Source organism: Rhodoblastus acidophilus (assembly GCF_900187365.1).
Classification (GTDB): domain Bacteria; phylum Pseudomonadota; class Alphaproteobacteria; order Rhizobiales; family Beijerinckiaceae; genus Rhodoblastus; species Rhodoblastus acidophilus.
Genome location: NZ_FYDG01000001.1, coordinates 546,052 through 565,051, shown reverse-complemented (window position 1 = coordinate 565,051; position 19,000 = coordinate 546,052). Strand labels below are relative to the sequence as shown.

General features: G+C 67.6%; 14 protein-coding genes. 4 read left to right on the top strand and 10 right to left on the bottom strand.

All coding sequences use genetic code 11. The annotated features are described in order from the left end of the window. Positions 1-99: 99 nt before the first annotated feature. Positions 100-2,163, bottom strand: a complete 2,064-nt coding sequence (locus CFB24_RS02350; RefSeq protein ID WP_158255155.1) for a putative bifunctional diguanylate cyclase/phosphodiesterase — start codon at positions 2,161-2,163, stop codon at positions 100-102. Between the two features lie 215 nt (positions 2,164-2,378). Next, positions 2,379-4,487, bottom strand: a complete 2,109-nt coding sequence (locus CFB24_RS02345) for a PAS domain S-box protein (RefSeq protein WP_088518947.1) — start codon at positions 4,485-4,487, stop codon at positions 2,379-2,381. Between the two features lie 278 nt (positions 4,488-4,765). Here CFB24_RS02345 and CFB24_RS02340 point away from each other — a divergent pair, with 278 nt between their 5' ends. Further along, positions 4,766-4,954 carry a hypothetical protein gene (locus CFB24_RS02340; protein WP_088518946.1) on the top strand — a complete coding sequence of 63 codons (189 nt, stop codon included), beginning with the start codon at positions 4,766-4,768 and terminating at the stop codon, positions 4,952-4,954. A gap of 13 nt (positions 4,955-4,967) precedes the next feature. Here CFB24_RS02340 and CFB24_RS02335 read toward each other — a convergent pair whose 3' ends face one another. The 6 genes from CFB24_RS02335 to CFB24_RS02310 all read right to left on the bottom strand — a co-directional run bounded on the left by CFB24_RS02335 (position 4,968) and on the right by CFB24_RS02310 (position 12,204). After that, complete coding sequence (locus tag CFB24_RS02335; RefSeq protein ID WP_088518945.1) at positions 4,968-7,742, bottom strand: valine--tRNA ligase; 2,775 nt, start codon at positions 7,740-7,742, stop codon at positions 4,968-4,970. A gap of 90 nt (positions 7,743-7,832) precedes the next feature. Continuing rightward, positions 7,833-8,111: a hypothetical protein gene (locus tag CFB24_RS02330; RefSeq protein ID WP_141098320.1), complete on the bottom strand. Its 279-nt coding sequence runs from the start codon at positions 8,109-8,111 to the stop codon at positions 7,833-7,835. A 6-nt stretch (positions 8,112-8,117) separates the two neighbouring features. Continuing rightward, positions 8,118-8,591: an iron response transcriptional regulator IrrA gene (irrA, locus tag CFB24_RS02325; RefSeq protein WP_244593126.1), complete on the bottom strand. Its 474-nt coding sequence runs from the start codon at positions 8,589-8,591 to the stop codon at positions 8,118-8,120. 122 nt (positions 8,592-8,713) lie between these two features. After that, complete coding sequence (locus tag CFB24_RS02320; protein WP_088518943.1) at positions 8,714-9,736, bottom strand: PopZ family protein; 1,023 nt, start codon at positions 9,734-9,736, stop codon at positions 8,714-8,716. A 204-nt stretch (positions 9,737-9,940) separates the two neighbouring features. Then, positions 9,941-11,329, bottom strand: a complete 1,389-nt coding sequence (locus CFB24_RS02315) for a TolC family outer membrane protein (RefSeq protein WP_244593127.1) — start codon at positions 11,327-11,329, stop codon at positions 9,941-9,943. Between the two features lie 182 nt (positions 11,330-11,511). Then, positions 11,512-12,204, bottom strand: coding sequence for a protein-L-isoaspartate O-methyltransferase family protein (locus CFB24_RS02310; RefSeq protein ID WP_158255156.1), 693 nt, complete (start codon positions 12,202-12,204; stop codon positions 11,512-11,514). A 265-nt stretch (positions 12,205-12,469) separates the two neighbouring features. On the opposite strand from CFB24_RS02310, the gene CFB24_RS02305 reads away from it, so the two are divergent. Both CFB24_RS02305 and CFB24_RS02300 read left to right on the top strand, forming a co-directional pair. Further along, complete coding sequence (locus tag CFB24_RS02305) at positions 12,470-13,027, top strand: DUF4337 family protein (protein WP_088519489.1); 558 nt, start codon at positions 12,470-12,472, stop codon at positions 13,025-13,027. Positions 13,028-13,141: 114 nt separating this feature from the next. Next, on the top strand, positions 13,142-14,887 hold the full coding sequence (locus CFB24_RS02300; protein ID WP_088518941.1) for a B12-binding domain-containing radical SAM protein: 1,746 nt from the start codon (positions 13,142-13,144) through the stop codon (positions 14,885-14,887). A gap of 9 nt (positions 14,888-14,896) precedes the next feature. Here the strand turns inward: CFB24_RS02300 and CFB24_RS02295 are convergent, their stop codons facing one another. Continuing rightward, entirely contained in the window at positions 14,897-17,272 is a 2,376-nt protein-coding gene (locus CFB24_RS02295; RefSeq protein WP_088518940.1) for an HWE histidine kinase domain-containing protein, read from the bottom strand. A 302-nt stretch (positions 17,273-17,574) separates the two neighbouring features. Between CFB24_RS02295 and CFB24_RS02290 the strand changes: the two genes are divergently transcribed. Then, positions 17,575-18,174, top strand: a complete 600-nt coding sequence (locus tag CFB24_RS02290; protein ID WP_158255157.1) for a phosphatase PAP2 family protein — start codon at positions 17,575-17,577, stop codon at positions 18,172-18,174. Between the two features lie 96 nt (positions 18,175-18,270). Here CFB24_RS02290 and CFB24_RS02285 read toward each other — a convergent pair whose 3' ends face one another. Further along, positions 18,271-18,876 (bottom strand): hypothetical protein, encoded by a 606-nt coding sequence (locus CFB24_RS02285; RefSeq protein ID WP_088518938.1) that lies wholly within the window; start codon positions 18,874-18,876, stop codon positions 18,271-18,273. Positions 18,877-19,000: the final 124 nt, after the last annotated feature.

Genomic DNA, 19,000 nt, shown 5'->3' with positions numbered 1-19,000 from the left:
GCGAAGCCCGCGCAATAACGAAGGGAAACGCGTTTGAACCCGTCTTGTTGCGCAGCAGACACAGATTCCTCGCGCCCGCCAAACGGGCGAAGCCGGCGCCTATTCCGCCGCCTGGGTCCACGGCGCGCCGTTCAGGGCGCAGAGCAGTGCGGGCAGGGCGTCGGCGGCGACGGGGCGGCTGAACAAAAAACCCTGCGCCTCGCTGCAGCCTTCGCGCTGCAACGCCTCGAACTGCCCCTCGGTTTCCACGCCCTCCGCCACCACGGTCATGTCGAGCCCGTCGCACATGCTGGCCACGGCCTTGATGATGGCGTTGCTCTTGCGCGACTGGTCGAGTTCGCAGGTGAAGCTGCGGTCGATCTTCACCTTGTCGAACGGAAACGCCTGCAGATAGCTCAACGACGAATAGCCCGTGCCGAAATCGTCCATGGCGATGCGCACCCCCAGCGCCTTCAAGCTCTGCAGGATGGCCAGCGTGGCCTCCTTGTCCTTGATCAACACGTTTTCCGTGATCTCGATCTCCAGCCGGCCGGGGCTCAGGCCGGTGTCGCACAGCGCGCCGGCGATCTGCGCCACCAGATGGCGCGACTGGAACTGCACCGGCGAGAAATTCACGGCGAGCCCGACGCCGGGCGGCCAGCGCGTGGCGTCGGCGCAGGCCCGCCGCAACACCCATTCGCCAAGCTCCACGATCAGTCCGATCTCCTCGGCGACCGGGATGAACAGATCGGGCGCGAGCAGCCCGCGCTCGGGATGGCGCCAGCGCAGCAGCGCCTCAAACGTCTTCACCCGGCGCGTTTCCACATCCATGATCGGCTGGTAGAACAATTCGAACTGCCCCTCGGCGAGGGCGCGGCGCATGTCCAGTTCGAGCAGGCGGCGCTCCTGCAGGCGGCGGTTCATCGCCGGCTCGAAATAGCGCCAGACGCCGCGCCCGTCCGCTTTGGCGCCATAGAGCGCCATGTCGGCGGCGCTGAGCAGGCTCTCGGCCTCGCCGCTGTCCTCCGGCGAGAGGGCGATGCCGATGCTGACGCCGACCACGATCTTCTGGCCGTCGATCTCGAACGGCGCCGACAGGATGTTGATGACGCGCCGGGCCAGCGACGAGGCCTCCTGCGGATCGAGCAGGCAGCACTGGATGATGGCGAATTCGTCGCCCCCGAGCCGGGCCAGCGTGTCGGTCTCGCGCAATTCGGCGCGCAGCCGGGCGGCGGCCGCCACCAGCAACCGGTCGCCGACCGGATGGCCCAGCGTGTCGTTGACCTCCTTGAAACGGTCGAGATCGAGGCAAAGCAGGGCGAAGCGGATTCCGCGCCGCGCCCGCGCCAGCGCCTCCTCCAGCCGCGTGCGGAACAGCGCGCGATTGGGCAGGCCGGTGAGGGCGTCGTGGTTGGCGGCGTGCGTCAGGCGTTGCTCCGCCTCGCGGCGTTCGGTCACGTCGATGCCGACCCCGATGGAGGTCGTCGCCTTGCCGTCCGGCCCGAAACTGTAGCGGGCGCGCAGTTCGATGTAGCGCAGCCGGCCGGTGCGCGGACACAGGGTGCGGTAATCCAGGCTGACGCCCGGCTCGTTGTTGTCAAAAGCCTTGCGCAGCCGCCGGGCGACGCGGTCGCGGTCTTCCGGCAGAATGGTTTCGAGCCAGTCCTCGGTCCGAATCGGCGCGTCGCCGTCGGGCAGGGCGAGAACCTTGCGGCCGGCGGCGTCGGCGTGGATCAGCCCCGAGGCGACGTCGCGGCGCAGGGTGGCGATGCGGCCGATCGCCTGGCCCATTCTCAGCAGGTCCGCCTGCTCGCGGACCTTGGCGTCGGCGCGGCGGGCCTCGGTCGTGTCGAGCAGAACGGCGACGCCGCGCAGGGGCGCGCCCGTCGCGTCGCGCGCGACCACGATGGCGTTGAGCCGCGCCCAGACGATCTCGCCGTCCGGCAGGACGTGGCGCACTTCGCCTTCCCAGCGGCCCTTTTCGGTCATGCTTCGGACGAATTCCGGCATGATATGCGCGACGTCTTCGGGGGGCTGCACATCGGCCGGCCCCAGGGTCAGAACCTCCGCCTCGCTGCGGCCGAGCATGGCGCACATGCGGGCGTTGACGCGCGTGAACTTGCCGGTGCGGAGGTCCGTCTCCGCGACGCCGGCCATTTCCGTCGCGAATAAACCCTCGATCATCACGGCGTCCGCGTGGCGCGCCGCGCGCCAATTCCTCAACCTGCGCCAGAGCTGCTTCATCGCGTCGCCACCATGCCAGACGACGTCCCGAGGAGGGCGCCGCAATCATGAGCTTCTGACATGAAGCGCGGAAGGCGCCGCAGCATTGCGGCCAGAGCGTTGAAGCGTAATTGTGAAAGGTGAATGCGGCGCCAACGGAAATAGTAAAGCTTGCGCTAAATCGCCTGATCGAAGCGCCGCTCCGGGTTCGAGGCGGGCGAGGCGCCGGCCCCGGAACAGGCCTGCTCCGCGTCCGGAATGGCGAGGCGGAACGCGGTCCCCGCGCCCGGTTGGCTCTCCAGCGTGATGCGCCACCCGTGCCGTTCGCAGATCGCGGCGCAGATGGCCAGACCGACGCCCGCGCCCTTGACCCCGTTCGTCCCGCGCAAGCGGACGAACGGCTCGAACACGCGCGCCTGGTCCTCCTCGGCGATTCCCACGCCATTGTCGGAAAAACGCAAGAGCACGCCGCCGCCCTCCGCGACGGCGGTGAGGGCGATTTCGGGCGCCGCGCCGGGGCGGCGATATTTGATCGCATTGGTGAGCAGATTGACGAACACCTGCTCGACCAGGGTCTCGTCGCCGCGCAGCGTCGGCAGCGTCCCGATCGTGATCGCGGCCCCGCTTTCCTCGATGGCGGCGGCGCAGGTCTTGACCACACGCTCCATCACCGCGTTGAGGTCGAACGGCGCCGTGGACAGCGGACGGTTGGCGGCCTCGGAGAATGTCAGCAGCTTGTTGATCAGGACGCGCAGACGCCCGGCCGACTGGCGCATCACCTCAAGGCAATAGGCCGCTTGGTCGCTGATGTCGCCCGCGCATTCCGTCGCGAGCAGATCGGAGAACTGCTGGATTTTGCGCAACGGCTCTTGCAGGTCATGGGCCGCGATATAGGCGTAGCGCTTGAGGCTGTCATTGGCGCGGGCGAGGTCGCGGTTGGCCGCCTCGGCCGCCTCCCATGCGGCATGGCGCTCCGTCACATCCAGCGAAATGCCCGACATGCGCAAGGGCGCGCCCATGGGGTCGCGCTCGACGCGGCCGAAAATCTCGATCCAGCGCAGGCCGCCGCCGGGGGCGGGCACCCGGTATTCGCTGTGGTAGTCAGCCGCGCCCGGTGCCAGCGCGGCGCGCACCGCCCGTTCCGCCTGGTCGCGATCGTCCTCCAGCAGGCTGGCCAGCCAATTGCCGAAGGAGGGCAGGTCGCGGGCGGGGTGGAGACCGTGCAGGGCGAAGAAATGCGGGTCCCAGGACGAGGTCATGGTCTGGCAGTCCCATTGCCATGTGGCGGCGCGCGCCCCCTCCAGCGCGAAACGCAGCCGCGCCTCGCTCACGCGCAGGGCGTGCTCGTTGCGCGTTTGCTCCGTGACGTCGCGCAGGATTTTCGAGGCGCCGATCACGCGGCCGTCGGCGTCGCGCAGCGGCGAAATGGTCAGCGCCACGTCGAGCGTCCGTCCGTCCTTGGTCATGCGCTGGGTGCGATAATGCGTGGCGCGCGCGCTGGCGCGCACTTGCGCCAGAATGGCGCTTTCCTCGGCGATCCGCAGCGGCGGGAACAGCAGCGTCACCGGCCGCCCGACAATGTCCTCGGCGCGATAGCCGAGGATGCGCTCCGCCGCGGGATTCCAGCTGGTGATGCGGCCGTCGAGCGTTTTGGTGATGATCGCGTCGTCGGAGGAATCCACAATGGCCGACTTCAGCTGCTCAAGCACATGCGCGCGGGTCGTTTGCGCCAGCGACACCGCCCAGACGCGCGCGAGCAGTTCCGTCAGCCCCACGGTCAGGGCCGAGTTCAAGACGAACAGGGCCAGCGCGGCCACGTCGCGGCCGCTCTGGACGGGCGCGACGGCGCTCAGCACGATCAGGGCCGAGGCCGCCGCCGCCGTCGTTCCCATCGCCGGCGGGCCGGCCAGGGCGGCAAGGCTGACGGCTGGAATGAAGGTGATGAATGGCGTTTGCCGCGAAACGCCGAAAAGCGCCAGATGCGCCGCCCAGCCGGCGCAGGCGGCGGCGAGGCCGGCGGCGATGCAGAACCAGGACGGCAGCTCGGCGCGCGAGCGGACGAGCGCGCGCGCGAGGCTCGCAGCCCAAGGCGCCAAGCCCGGCGTCGCCAAGCCGGGAGTCGCCAAGCCCGGAGTCGCAAGGTCTGGCGTCGCAAGGTCTGGCGCGTCGCTGGACGGTCCGTGGGGCGGCTGATGCGGCGTGTCGTCTCGCGGCGTCTGCGGGTCTTGCGCCGGATGAGGCTCCGTCGCCTCTGGCGTGTGGGGCGGAAGAGATTGCGCATTCATTGCCTTAACCCCTCCCGAATTCACGAGTTGGCGGCAGATGCTTGACCTAGCGTAAGTATAAGTGCGGAATTCCGTAGTCTAATTCTACATTAACCTAATTTAAAAATAATAACAATCATTGGGGATCTGCGGGTGGCTCCGCTCGATGCTTGTCGAAGCGGCGCGCTGTGGGAATTGAAGGAGATGCGCCCGCAGGCCAACGTCCTGATCGTCGATGACGACGAGGAGGACGTCTCTCTGCTGCCGGTGGGCCTGCTGCTGGGCGGTCGGGTTGTCGTTTGGCGCCGCCCGAGGCGTCGGCTGCTGAACCGGCCGTTCATTCTGCTCTTTGGACTCGACGCGCCGAACTGGCGCCGGCCGCCTGCGAGGCCAGCGCGTTCGATTATCTGTTCAAGGCCAGCCTCCGCGTCGAAGCGCTCGACGAGGCCGCGCTGCGGCTGTTGCGCGGCCCCGCCTTTGCCACCTGATGCGGCAGCGCCCTCAGCCCAGCAGTTTGAGCGCGGCCTGCATCTTCTCGACGCGCGCCACGGCGTCGGCCCGGCGCTCCTGGTTCTCCTCGACCACCTCTTCCGGCGCGCGGCGCAGGAAATCGGCGTTGCCGAGCTTGGCGTCGATCTTGCCGATCTCCTTGTGCTCGGCGGCGATGGCTTTTTGCAGCCGCGCGCGCTCGGCGGCGAAGTCGATCACGCCCGCCAGCGGCAGCGCCAGCACGGTGCCGCGCGACACCACCTGCACCGCCTGCGCCGGCGCCGCGTCGGCGAACGAAATCTCCGACAGCCGCGCCAGCCGCTTGAGCGTCTCCTCCCAGCGCCGCGCATGGGCCTGGTCGGTCTCGGAGGCGGCGACCAGAACCAGCGGAATCTGCGCGGCGGCGGGCACGTTCATTTCGGCGCGCACCGAGCGCACCTGCGACACCAGATCGACCACGCGGCCGATTTCGGCCTCGGCCTGGGCGTTCTCCAGCCCCTTGAGATCGGGCCAAAGCGTCAGCGCCAGCACGCTCTCGCGCGGGTTGCGCTCGCCGGCGATGGCCCACAGCTCCTCGGTGATGAAGGGCATGAACGGATGCAGCAGTTTCGCGCTCTGGTCGAGCACGAAGGCGATGGTCTCGCGCGTCTCCTGCTTGGCCGGGCCGTCCTCGCCCTGCAGCAGCGGCTTGGCCAGCTCAAGATGCCAGTCGCACAGAATGTTCCAGACGAAGCGATAGGCGGCCTGCGCGGCGTCGTTGAAGCGATAGGCGACGAGCGCCGCTTCGACCTCGGCCACGGCGCGCGCCGTCTCGCCGAGAATCCATTTGTTCAGCGTCTCGTTGACCCGCATCGCGTCGAAGCCCGGCCGCGCGAAGCACTGGTTCATCTCGGCGAAGCGCGCGGCGTTCCACAGCTTGGTCGCGAAATTGCGATAGCCCTCGACGCGGCTGGTGGCGAGCTTAATGTCGCGGCCCTGCGCCGCCATCGCCGCCAGCGTAAACCGCAGCGCGTCCGCGCCATAGCTGTCGATCAGTTGCAGGGGGTCGATGACGTTCCCCTTCGACTTCGACATTTTCGCGCCCTTCTCGTCGCGCACCAGCGCGTGGAGATAGACGGTCTTGAACGGGACCTTCTTCATGAAGTGCAGTCCGAACATCATCATCCGGGCGACCCAGAAGAAGATGATGTCGAAGCCGGTCACCAGCACATCGGTGGAATAGCGCTGCGCCAGATCGTTCGGCTCGTCCGGCCAACCCAGCGTGGACATCGGCCACAGGCCCGAGGAGAACCAGGTGTCGAGCACGTCCTCGTCGCGGGTGAGCAGGCCCGCCGACTTCTCGGCGTCGCTGGCGAGCGCGTCGGCCTCGGAATCGCTGTAAATCCCACGCTTGACCGCATCGGCGAGGGCGTCGGCCAGCGCTTCCTCCTCGGTCTCGGCGACATAGACCGAGCCCCAGGGCGCATACCACGCGGGGATCTGGTGCCCCCACCACAATTGCCGCGAAATGCACCAGGGCTGGATGTTCTCCAACCAGTCGAAATAGGTCTTTTCCCAGTTCTTCGGCACGAAAACCGTGTCGCCCTTGCGCACGGCGGCGAGGGCTTCCACGGCCAGGGCTTTGGCGTCGACATACCATTGGTCGGTGAGCCACGGCTCGATCACCACGCCGGAGCGGTCGCCGTGCGGCACCTGATGCTCATGCGACTCAACGGTCGCCACCAGGCCGCGCGCGTCCATGGCCGCCAGCACCGCCTTGCGCGCCTCCTCGCGGGTGAGGCCGTGCAGGCTCTCCAGCGTCTCCGCGAGATCGTCGTTCTCGATCACGCCCTGAAGGAACGCCTCGTTCTCGCGCACCAGAATCCGCGCTTCGGCGTCGAGAATGTTGATCAGCGGCAGGCCATGGCGGGCGCCGACCTCGAAATCGTTGAAATCGTGCGCCGGGGTGATCTTCACCGCGCCCGAACCCTTCTCTGGGTCGGAATATTCGTCGGCGACGATGGGAATCAGGCGCCCGACCAGCGGCAGCACCACCTTGCGGCCCTGCAGATGGGCGTAGCGCTCATCGTCGGGATGCACGGCGACGGCGGCGTCGCCCAGCAGCGTCTCCGGCCGGGTGGTCGCCACCACGATATATTCTTCGGTGGCGCGGCCGTTCTCGTCGGCCAGCGGATATTTGAAATGGTAGAGATGTCCCTTGACGGTCTGCGCCACCACCTCGATGTCGGAGACGGCGGTCAGCAGCTTCGGGTCCCAGTTGACGAGGCGCTTGTCCTTGTAGATCAGGCCGGCGCGATAAAGCTCGACAAACGCCTTGAGCACCGCCTTGGACGAGCCGGCGTCCATGGTGAAACGCTCGCGCGACCAGTCGCAGGAAGCGCCGAGGCGCTTGAGCTGGTTGACGATGGCGCCGCCGGATTCCGCCTTCCACGTCCAGACTTTCTCCAGGAATTTCTCGCGCCCGAGCGTACGGCGATCAGGCTCCTTGGCGGCGGCGAGACGGCGCTCCACCACCATTTGCGTGGCGATGCCGGCGTGATCGGTGCCAGGCTGCCACAGCACGTCGCGGCCGCGCATGCGCTCGAACCGGCACAGAATGTCCTGCAGCGTATTGTTGAGCGCATGGCCCATGTGCAGCGAGCCGGTGACGTTGGGCGGCGGAATCACGATTGTGAAGGTTTTCGCGCCGGCCCTGTCCGCGCGGCCGGCGCGGAAGGCGCCGACGCGCTCCCATTCCGCCGCGATGCGGCTTTCAACGGCGGCGGGATCGAATGTTTTTTCCATCATTTTGGCGGACCGGCTCGGATTTTGGCGTGGGCCGCACAAAAACCGACGGGGACGCGCAAGTCAACGGATTCATCGCCGCAAACGACGCGGTCACTCCGCGGGCATCACAACGCAAGCCTGCTCTTGCCGTTTTTCTTGCCGCGCGCGGTGGGCGCGCAGCAATCCGGCGACCACCCGTTCGCACCGAGCCCGGATCGCCCAGGGCGCGACGAAATCGAGAAACTCCATGCTCAGCGAGGCGCAGGCGAGATCCACCAGCAAGGCCTCGCCGGCGCTGTCCAGATAGCGGAAGGGCGCGATCGCTTCGACGATCATGGCGTCGATTCGGTCTCTTTCGCGGGCGATGTCGCACATGGGTCTGACTTTCATTTGTTGTTACTGAAGGGGTTCTTCGTCGCAAAGGCGCACGATCACGTCGACGCCGACGATGCGATAGCCGGGCGGCGCGACGACGCGCAGGTCGCGGGTCACGTCCTCGGGAATGTCTTCGAGGCGCTGGCGGCGGGTGTCAAAATAATGGGAGTGCGGCCCGGTGTCGGTGTCGTACCAGACCGTCGAGCCATAGACGGCGATTTCGCGAATCAGGCCGGCGCCGACGAATTGCCGGAGGGTGTTGTAAACCGTCGCCAGCGACAGCGGCATGTCGAGCGCCCGCGCCTCGCTGTGCAGTTGCTCGGCCGTCACATGGCGGTCGCCGGCCACGAACAGCAGGCCGGCCAGACTGATGCGCTGCCGGGTCGGGCGCAGGCCCGCCGTGTGCAAACGCTGCCGGATCATCCGCGCCAGCGGGCCGCCGCGCCAGTCATAGGCGATGCGCGCCCGGGATTTATCGCCGCCAAAAGTCTCCATCGCTTCCATCCGCGAAACAAGGTCTTGCGGAACTCAAGCTAACAGCGGCCGGGCGGGCGGCGAAATGAATAGCGAAAAATTTGAACGGTTCTAAAAACTGCCGCGAGACGCGGCGGGGCGCTTCACCCTTTGGGGCCGCGCGCCACGCGCTCGATCTCGGCCCGCACCAGACGCTCCACCACATTGGGCAGATTGTCGTCGAGCCAGGTCTTGATCATCGGGCGCAGGATTTCGCGCGTCAGGCGCTCGACCATCTCGGGGTCGCGCAGCAGCGCCGATTCGGCCAGGGCCTCAAAGGCGGCGCCGACCTTGGCTTCGCTCGGCCCCGACAGCATCGCCGGTTCGACCCAGTCGAGGCGGGCCGGCGGGGGCGCGGCGGACCGCGCCGGCGCGAGCGGGGACGGCGAAACGGGAGCCGACTTGGCGGCTTCGGCGGCGGACGCTTCCGAGATTCGCGCCACCAATCCGGGCGCCGCGACAGGAGCGCTTTCGGCCGGGACGACGCGAACCGGCGCGAGACCGATCGGCGGCGGCACGCTTGCGCGGAACGACAGCGGCGGCATGTTCATCCCGCCCGTCTCGAAGCTGACGGAGGGGGCGGCCGGTTGCGGCGCGGGATCGGGCGCGACGATGGGCGCAGCGGCCGGTTCGGGCCGCGCCTCCGCCTTCGGCGGCTCCACGGCGGGCGTGAACGACTCAAGCGGAAGGTCGCCGCCTTCGGCGAAATGGTCATCGAGCGACGGCCGCAAGTCGGGCGGCGGCGTGGCGGTCGTTGGCGCGAGGGGGCCGGGAACGTCGTCGAGCCGCAGCGCGAGTTCGCGCAGATTGGGAAGCGGCGGCGGCCGCAGCGGCGATTCGGAACGCCCCTGAAAACGAGCCGGCGCCGCCATGGCCGGGCTAGGCGCCGACCGCTCCGCGGCGACCGGAGGCGGGGAGGGCGCGGCGACCGGCTGTTGCGCCGGCTGTTCCGCCTGGGCGGGCGCAGCGGGGGGCGGTTCGGGCTGGAGGCTGGCGCGCCGGCTGAGCGGCAGGGCGTCATCGTCGGCGATGATTTTGCGGATGGAGGCGAGGATATCCTCCATCGACGGCTCATGGGCCTTTTGCTCGGCCTGCAGGCTAGTCTGACTGGCGTTCGTTGCGTTCATATGGATTCAGACGCTCGCAAGGCTTCGGACGTCAACGACTCGGAAGCGCCGGATCGCCAGCGCTTTCTGGGTTTCTCTGGCGGCGCGACGGAAACCGCGCGCCAAGCGACTCACGCGTGGAGCCGCGCGCCTAAAATGCGCCGCGCTTATTCGCGGCGCAAGTTGAAACCCGCGCTAGTCCTCAGAATTTGCAGAGCCGAAGCGTCAGCCGCCATCGGCCGTGGTCAGGCCGATGAAGCGGTTCTTGGTGCGATCGTAATGATCGGCGGGGTCATAGGCGGGCGTGTTCAGGCCAAGCGTATCGGCCGACAGACGTCCGATCTGGGCGAGCACCGTATAAGAGGCGACAACGCGGTCATGCTGCGCCGAGACCAGCTGAACGCGCGTGTTCAGCAGAGCTTGCTGGGCGTTCAACACGTCGAGCGTGGTGCGCTGGCCGACCTTGGCTTCCTCGCGCACGCCGTTCAGCGCGACCTCGGCCGCCTTGACCGCGGCTTCATAGGCGACGATCGCCGCCTTGGCCGCTTGCAGCTGGCCCCAACTGGTGGAAATGCCGCCGCGCACCGCGACCCGCTGCGAATCGACCGCCAGCCGCGCCTGACCGAGTTGCTCCTTGGCCTGCCGCACGGCGGCGTATTCCTGGCCGCCCTGGTAAAGCGGCACGTTGAGCGTGCCGACCACCGAGGCCGAATTGACATTGTAGCCGGGCTGCCCGCTGCTGTCGACGGAACGGCTCACGGCGCCTTGCACGCCGACGGTCGGCAGCAAGGCGCCCTCGGCCACCTTCACCGACGATTCAGCGGCGTCGACCTGATGCAGCGCGCCGGTGATGGCCGGGTGCTCTTCCAGTCCGACCGCGATCGCCGCCTGGACCGTTTTCGGCAGCAGGCGCTCGACCGGCTGGGCCGGGGCGAGGTTCTTCGGGTCGACGCCGATCTGCCGGCGGAACGAAGCGATGCTGCTTTCGAGACTTGATTGCGCGGCGGCGAAATCGGCGCGGCCCACGGCCAGAGCGGATTCCGCCTGCGCCACGTCGGTGCGCGTCACTTCGCCGACCTGGAAGCGGTCCTGCGTCTGCTGCAACTGGACCTGCAGAACCTTGATGTTGTTGCGGCGCAGGCCGAGCACGGCGGTGTCGCGCAGCACATCCATATACGCGGTGGAGCCGGCCTGAAGCGTGATCAATTCCTGCTGGCGCAGGGTCTCGCGCTGGGCCAGCACGGCCGATTCGGCTTGGCTGACGCCGTTGGCGGTCCGATTGCCGTCGAACAGGGTCTGTGTGACGGTGGCGCCGATCTGGGCGGGATAGGACGCCTGACTGAACTTGCCGCTGGAGCCGGGATAGCCGGACACTTCCTGCCACTGGCGGCCGGCCTGGCCCTGGACGCCCGCCTTGGGCAGCCAGCCCGACTTGGCGGCGGGCACGGTTTCGTCTCGCGCGCGCAAGGCCGCGCGCTGCTGGTTGATGTCGGGGTTGTTACGGTAGGCGCGCGCCAAGGCGCTGGACATGGTCTCCGCCGCCGCCGGACCGACATGCGTCAGCGCCACGAGGGCGACGCCCGCCAGCAAGCGCGAGAAAGAAACACGGTTCAACAGCCCACTCCCAATTCCAGGCAAACCCCGAACAAAACGGAGTCGCAGACTTGTTTTCGATTCACAATTGAGGCCGAACAACTAATTAATCGTCAACCATATGACGCACAGACGCAAGGGGCCGCGCGCGCGGCCGGCGGATTTCGACAGTCTGCGTCAAAAAAGCCACAACAGCGTAGGCGTCAGAACACAAAAGCCGGCGGCGGCGTCAGCGCCGCCACCGGCGCGGCCGAAGCCGAAAACAGAGGGCGCGGCGAGGTCGCGCCGTCGGTGCGGGTGAACAGCGTCGCCATGCCGGTGCGCGCGCCGGGGGCGTCGCCGAGGATGGTCACGAGACGGCCGCCTTCCGCCAACTGGCCGCACAGCGTTTCCAGACCGCCGGAGACCACGCCGTCGACCAGGATCAGGTCGAAGGGGGCGGCGGCGGGCGCGCCCTGTTTCGTCGGGCCGGCGACGCTTTTGGCGTTGGCGAGGCCGAGGCGCTCGAAATTGGCGTGCGCCTTGGCCGACAAAGCGGGATCTTCGTCGAGGCTCGTCACCCGGTCGACCAGCCCCGCGAGCAGGGCCGCCGCATAGCCGGAGGCGCCGCCGACGACCAGCGCGCGATCGGTTTCGCGCACATGGGCTTCCTTCAGCAGGCGGGCGAGAATCAGCGGCGCGGTGAGTTCACGCGCGCTCGTTCCGGTCGTCAGCACACGGGCGTCGGAATAGGCCAGCGAAACATAGGCGTCGTCGACGAAAATCTCGCGCGGCACCGTCCGCATCCGCTCCTGCACGGCGAGATCGCTGACGTCGAAGGTGCGAATCTGCCGTTCGACCATGGTTTCGCGCAGGGCGGCGAAAGGATCTGCGGAGAACGCGAGCGTTTCGGACATGGAGGTCCTCGGAGCGGCCGGCGGAACCCGGCGCAGGGAGTTGAACACGCGTACCTTATACGGGGGCTGCGCGCCGCTGTCCAGAATCGCCGCCCCGCGCGGCGCGCGCGATTGCGGCCGGGCCGCCCTGCCGTTAAGCTCATGCGCCCACGCGCCGGCCTTGCGCGAAAAGGCCACGGCCGGGCTTTCACCAAAACGTCGTAAAGACAGCACTATCTGGGGCTGCGCCGCGCGGGCCACGCGCGCCGGGCCGGGAGTGGACCTGATGAACGAATCTCCGACAGAACCCTTCGAACACGCCGAACATGCGCAGCATGTGGCCCATTCGGGCGACAGCTTCCTCTCGATCGTCTCCATTTCCATCGCCATTCTGGCGGTGCTGGCGGCCACCGTCGGCAGCCTGGAGACGCTGGAGACGGCCAAAGCCTTCGGCGAGAAGAACGCCGCGGTCTTGCTGCAGAGCAAGGCGTCCGACGGCTGGGCCTTTTACCAGGCCAAGAGCGTCAAGCAGAACCTCTACGCGCTGGCGGCGGAGCAGGGCGGCAAACCCGAATACGCCGACAAGGCGCGCCGCTACGACACCGAGCAGAAGGAAATCGAGAAGCAGGCGCGCGAATACGAAAGCCAGTCGCATGAGGCGCTGGAGGCCAGCGAGAAGCACGAGCACCGCCACCATATCCTCACGGTCGCCGTGACGCTGCTGCATGTCGCCATCGCCATCGCCACCATTTCCATCATCATCCGGGGGCGTCGCTGGCCCTGGCATGGCGCGCTCCTGCTCGGCGCGGCCGGAACTGTCGGGGCGATTTTCGCTTACATTTGAGCGGGTTAGATGCCGAAGCGCAAGCGGGGCCGTAAATTGAAGGTTTCGAGGCGCGTCGATTTACCCTAAGTCTCTCCCGGCAGGGCGTTCGTGCGCGCCTGCCGGGAGAGCGTAATGGATGAATTCCAGCTGCATCTGATCAAACCGTCGCATTACGACGATGACGGTTACGTGGTGCAATGGCTGCGCTCGGCGATCCCGTCGAATTCGCTGGCGGCGCTGAACGCCATCGCCCTGGACTCCGCTAGGCGCGCGGCGCTCGGCCCGGACGTCGCGATCGAGATTTTCGTTTACGACGAAACCAACCGGCGGATCGTTCCAGAGGACATCGCCGCGCAGATCGCCGCGGCGGGGCGCGGCCTGGTCTGCCTGACGGGGGTGCAGTCCAACCAGTTTCCCCGCGCGCTCGACCTCGCCCGCCGCTTCCGCGCCGCCGGCGCCGAGGTGGCGATCGGCGGTTTCCATGTGTCGGGCTGCCTCGCCATGCTGCCGGAGCTTCCCGCCGAACTGCGGGAGGCGCAGGCGCTGGGCTGCAGCCTCTACGCCGGCGAGATCGAGGGACGTTTCGACGCGCTGCTCCAGGACGCTTTTTCGGGGCAGCTCAAGCCCTTATACAATTTTCTTCAGGATTTGCCCTCAATCGAGGGCGCGCCGTTTCCGCTGCTGCCCGCGGCGGTGGTGGCTGGCACCAGCGGCGCGGTCACGTCGTTCGACGCCGGACGCGGCTGCCCGTTCCAATGCTCGTTCTGCACCATCATCAATGTGCAGGGCCGGAAATCGCGTCATCGCAGCGCCGACGACGTCGAGGCGATCATTCGCGCCAATCTCGCGCAGGGCGTGGATTCCTTCTTCATCACCGACGACAATTTCGCCCGCAACCGCAACTGGGAGGCGATTTTCGACCGGATGATCGCCCTGCGCGAGCGCGACGGGCTGCATTTCACCTTCATCATCCAGGTGGACACGCTGGCCCACCGCATCGAGAATTTCATTGAAAAGGCCGGCCGCGCCGGGGTGCGGCGCGTGTTCATTGGCCTTGAAAACATCAATCCCGACAATCTCATCGAGGTGAAGAAAAAGCAGAACCGCATCGCCGAATATCGCGACATGCTGCTCGCCTGGAAGCGGGCGGGCTGTTTCACCTACGCCGGCTATATCCTGGGCTTTCCCAACGATACGCCGGAGAGCATCCGCCGCGACATCTCCATCATCCAGCGCGAGTTGCCGCTGGACATTCTGGAATTCTTCTGTCTCACGCCGTTGCCGGGCTCGGAGGACCACCAGCGCCTCGCGGCCCAGGGCGTCTGGATGGATCCCGATCTCAACAAATACGATCTCGAACACGTGGTGACGCGGCATCCGCGCATGTCCCAGGCGCAATGGGAGGGGATCTATCAGGAGGCGTGGCGGCAGTATTATTCGTTCGCCCACATGAAGACGGTGATGCGCCGCGCCGCCGCCACCGGCGTGTCGGCGGGACATGCGATGTTCCTGCTGTTGTGGTTCTGGGGCTGCGTCAGGCTGGAAAAGCTGCATCCGTTGCAGGGCGGCTATCTGCGCCGCAAGCATCGCCGCGACCGCCGGCCGGGCCTGCCGCTGGAGAATCCGCTGCTTTTCTACGCGCGCCATGGCGCCGAACTGGCGTTCAATCACCTGCGCCTCGGGGTCATGGCGGCGCGGCTCGGGCTGTTCCGGCTGTGGCTCAAGCGCCACAAGGCCGAAGCCTCCGCTTATGTGGATCGGGCGCTGACCCCGCCGACGGACGGCGATCTCGACGAACTCGATCTGTTCCAGCACAATGAATCGTCGCGCGCGGCGGGCGAGAAGGCCAAGCGGGCGCGCAAGGCCGCCTCCGCTTAAAAGCGGGGGTCACACGGGTTCGAGCGTGGTTTCCGTCGGCGCGCGCAGCCTCCAGTTCAGGCCGTCGGCGCGATAGGCGACCTCGACCTCGCCGCGCACGGCGCGCTCGACCATTTCCACCATCACCTTTTGGCCAAAACCCCGGCGCGTCGGCGCCGTCACCTCCGGCCCGCCGCTTTCGCGCCATTGCATCTCGAAGGTCGGGGCTGTCTCGGCCGCCGCGACGCCCCATTCGATCCGCACCACGCCATCGTTATTGGACAGGGCGCCGTATTTGGCGGCGTTGGTGGCGAGTTCGTGGAGCGCCATGCCGATGGCCTGGGCGGCGGAGGCGCAAACCCGCAGCTTCGGTCCTTCGAGCCGGATGCGCCCGTCGAGCTGGTCGCGGAAGGCGGAAAGCTGGGCGCGGACGAGTTCGGCGACGTCGACGCCCATCCATTCGCTGTGGATCAGCAGATTCTGGCTGGCGGCCAACCCGGAGATGCGGTGTGACAGGTTGGAGGCGAATTTTGCGGGGTCGGCGTCGCGCGCCGACAGCACGGCGATCGACTGCACCACGCTGAGCAGGTTCTTGGAGCGATGGTTGACCTCGCCCATCAGGAAGCGGATGTGCTCCTCCGCCAGTTTGAAGGCGGTGATGTCGGTGCGGATCGCGATATATTGGCGCGGTTTGCCGGAGCCGTCGAGAAAGGGAACGATGGTGGTGTCCACCCAATAGATATCGCCGTCCTTGGTCCGGTTCTTGATCTCGCCGCGCCAGGTCCGGCCGCTGGCGATGGTCGTCCACAGGTTGTGAAAAAACGCGGGCGGATGGAACCCCGAGTTGACGATCGCGTGGGTTCGGCCGAGCAGTTCCTGGCGCTCATATTTGGAGACGGCGCAGAACCTGTCGTTGACATAGGTGATGACGCCGCGCGGATTGGTGGTGGCGACGATGGCGTGCTGGTCGAGCGCGGCCTTGAAATCGCCGAGATCCTTGAGCGCCGCGCGCTCGGCCTCCAGCGCGGCCGACAGATGCGCCGTCTTGGCCGCGACCTCCCGGTCGAGCGTGGCGTTGGTCGAAGCCAGCCGCTCCTGCACGCGGCGCAATTCGAAAAAGCGGCGCCGGGCGTCGACGAACAGGAAAATCGCCAGCGCGGCCACCACCGCGAAGGTGAGCAGGGTGGTGAACTGCAATTGCGCGCCGCGCCGGTCCGCCGCCATCCGGCTGACCTCGATCCGGGCTTCCTCCTTGTTCTGAACGGCGGCGACGGCGCCACGCAGCGCCTCCAGCGTGGCCTTGGCCGCATTGGCGCGGATGACTTCCTGCGCGCGCGCGCCCAGCCCCCCCTGCTGCAGCGCCATTTCCTCGCTCAATTCGCCGAGTTTGCGTTCCGTCAGATCCTGCACGCGGCGCACATCGCCGATCCGGCGCAGATCGTCGGCCGTCCAGGCGTCCAATCGCCGGGCCGCCGCGCGCAGATCGTCCGCCGCCTTGCGATAGCGTTCGAGATAGTCGGCGTCGCCGGTGAGCAGGTAACGGCGCGACTGCGCCGTGACATCCTGCAGCGAACTGAGCAGGCGCGCGAGATCCCCGATCATATTGGTCGCCAGCCGAATTTCCGCATGGCTGCGCTTTTGCGCCTCGACATCCGACAGCGACATGGCGACCAGCCCGGCCAGCGCGATCAGGCTGAGGATTGGTCCGCCGACCGGCAGGAAGCGGTTGATTCGCGACGCCCGCGCGCCCGCCAGCATGATTCCGAGCGCCAGCAGGAACAGCGCGGCGGCCGTATGAATCGCCATCGTGAACAAGGCTTTGCGCAGCAGCAGATCGGCCGGTCCATACAGGAAATAGCCGAGCGCCGCCGTCAGGGCCAGGATCATGACGACGATGGCCAGAGCCGAGCGCGCCGTCGCGGCGATCTTGCCGCCGGCGCCCATCAGAGGCAAAGCCAGGCCAAGGGCCGTCAGGCTCAGGCAAGTGGAGAGCGAAGGCCGGCTCGGGGAAACGGCGGAAGGGCCGAGGGAGAGCAGGGCGTCGAGGCCGAGGTCGCGGCCGGTGGCGTATTCGAACATGAAGGCGGCGCCCACCGCGCCCGCCGCCAGCCCCAATCCGACCTGGAGCGGCCGCAGCCGGGGCGATAGCGTCGCCGTCAGCAAAGACAGCCCCGCGAACACCAGGCCTATGGCCGTCCCTATCTTCATCGCCAGGCCGCCGGGCAGCACCGTCTTGAGCGGCTCCACCCCAAAAAACCAGCCGATCAGCGCGGCGACGGCGATCAGCAGCGCCAGCGCGCCATTGGCCCGCGCGATCAGGCGACGTTCGGCGCCGGCGCGCTCAGGGGCCCGGTTCGCTGGCGCGGGAGATCGACCGTCCGCCGTGGATTCATCATCCCTCTCCATCGCCAGCCACTCTTTCCGCAACGCGCGCCCGGAACGGACCCCGCGGTTCTTCTTAAGCTCAAGCAAAAAATAGCCCAGCTTTACAGATGTTTATGACGTTTTGCCCGCGACAGGATCCCCGAAATCCGCCCGACGTCAAGCGCCGCGCCGCGCCCCGGCTCCGACAAAAAACTGCATTAATCCTTGGTTACACTGATTTTCCTAAATGGAGAACGGATCAGACGCCGGCTCCGGGGTTTTTCGGGGGGATCGCGATGGAGGTTCTTTCGGGTTCGCGGCGGTGGCCGCTTGACGGGGCGCAGTTGGCGGCGCCCCTGGACTTTCCCCACGCCCTCGGCTCTCAGGCGCTCGGCGCCGGAACGTGGGCGCGGCTGGCGGCCGTCCTGCAGGCCGCCGATCTTCGCGCCGTCGCCCGCGTGGCGCGGACGGCGCGGCCGCCGCTGTTCAAGGCGCTGGCGATCGGCATCTCATGGCTGGGCAATGGCTGGTTTTATCCGCTGCTGCTGGCCGCGCTGGTGGCCGCCTGGGGCCTGTCCTGCCTGAAAATCGTCGTCTGCGCGGGGCTCAGCGCCGCCGCGCTGCATCTGATCTATCCCGTGATGAAGCGCGCGTTCCGCCGCCGCCGTCCGTTTCAGGCGGCGCCCGAACTGCCGAGCCTGCTCGCCACGCTGGACCCACATTCCTTTCCCAGCGGCCACACCATGACCATGGTCGGCGTGCTGACGCCGGTGGTCATGCTGTGGCCGGCGGCCCTGGCCTCAGCTCTGGTCGCGGCCGGAGGCATGGCCTGGTCGCGGGTAGCCACGGCGCATCACTATCCCAGCGACGTTCTCGCCGGCGCCGCGCTGGGGGCCGGCGTCGGCTATCCCATCACCCTCGCCATCCTGCGGATCTGGGGCTGAAACCCGCTCCGGCGGCGCGCGCGAAACCGGCGCCGTTCGAATCGGCCCGAAGGCGTCGCGAACGAACGGCGGCGTCTTCGGGCGCGAGGGCCGGCGTCAGCTCTTCAGCCTCTTGTTGCATTCGCTGTAATAGCCGCCGCCCTTCTGAATCCATTTCAAACCGCCGTTGCCGCCGGTCGGCTTGTTGGCGTTGTATTGGTCGAGGCAGGTCTTTTCCCGAGCCTTGCCGGGCTTTTCCTTGGCATAGGCCGGATTGACGGCGGTCGGGTAGATCGCAGGTCCGATCGCGGCAGGCGGCGCGGCCTCGGGCTTGGCCGGTTTGGCGGGCTTGGCCGTCTCAGCCGGTTTGGCTGGCGCTTCGGGTTTGGCGGGCGCCTGAGCCACGGGCGGTTCGGCGGCGGGCGCCGCAGCCGCAGGGGGCGGCGCGGGGGCAGGCTCAGGGGCGGTCGCGGCGGGCGTGGCCGGCGCCTCTGTCGCGCCGGGCGTCGCGTCCTTCTGCTTTCTGATCTCCGCCGAACATTCGGAATAATATTGCAGATAGGTTCGGCCGTTGAGTTTGTCGGCGGCCTTGTCGGCTTGGTATTTGGCGGCGCATTCCTTGGTCACGCTTTGGGCGCGCGCCGGACCCGCGCCGAGCGCGGCGAGGGCGACAGCGCCGAAAACAGCGGCGCTCGGGCGAAAACATTTCAGACGGATGGACATGGGAGCGTCTCCGAAAACCGGACCCGCGCCACGCGGCGCCGGCGCCCCTACCTTGGCGATTCCCAGGCCTCCGTCAATGCCGCGTGCGCCGAAGCATTGCCTTAACGTCAAGGCTGGGCGATAT

What these genes read in the sequence shown, in the direction of transcription:
- CFB24_RS02350 (WP_158255155.1), bottom strand. Translation starts at nt 2,163, where the DNA reads ATGATCGAGGGTTTATTCGCGACGGAAATGGCCGGCGTCGCGGAGACG.
- CFB24_RS02345 (WP_088518947.1), bottom strand. Translation starts at nt 4,487, where the DNA reads ATGAATGCGCAATCTCTTCCGCCCCACACGCCAGAGGCGACGGAGCCT.
- CFB24_RS02335 (WP_088518945.1), bottom strand. Translation starts at nt 7,742, where the DNA reads ATGATGGAAAAAACATTCGATCCCGCCGCCGTTGAAAGCCGCATCGCG.
- CFB24_RS02330 (WP_141098320.1), bottom strand. Translation starts at nt 8,111, where the DNA reads ATGAAAGTCAGACCCATGTGCGACATCGCCCGCGAAAGAGACCGAATC.
- irrA (WP_244593126.1), bottom strand. Translation starts at nt 8,591, where the DNA reads ATGGAGACTTTTGGCGGCGATAAATCCCGGGCGCGCATCGCCTATGAC.
- CFB24_RS02320 (WP_088518943.1), bottom strand. Translation starts at nt 9,736, where the DNA reads ATGAACGCAACGAACGCCAGTCAGACTAGCCTGCAGGCCGAGCAAAAG.
- CFB24_RS02310 (WP_158255156.1), bottom strand. Translation starts at nt 12,204, where the DNA reads ATGTCCGAAACGCTCGCGTTCTCCGCAGATCCTTTCGCCGCCCTGCGC.
- CFB24_RS02305 (WP_088519489.1), top strand. Translation starts at nt 12,470, where the DNA reads ATGAACGAATCTCCGACAGAACCCTTCGAACACGCCGAACATGCGCAG.
- CFB24_RS02300 (WP_088518941.1), top strand. Translation starts at nt 13,142, where the DNA reads ATGGATGAATTCCAGCTGCATCTGATCAAACCGTCGCATTACGACGAT.
- CFB24_RS02295 (WP_088518940.1), bottom strand. Translation starts at nt 17,272, where the DNA reads ATGGAGAGGGATGATGAATCCACGGCGGACGGTCGATCTCCCGCGCCA.
- CFB24_RS02285 (WP_088518938.1), bottom strand. Translation starts at nt 18,876, where the DNA reads ATGTCCATCCGTCTGAAATGTTTTCGCCCGAGCGCCGCTGTTTTCGGC.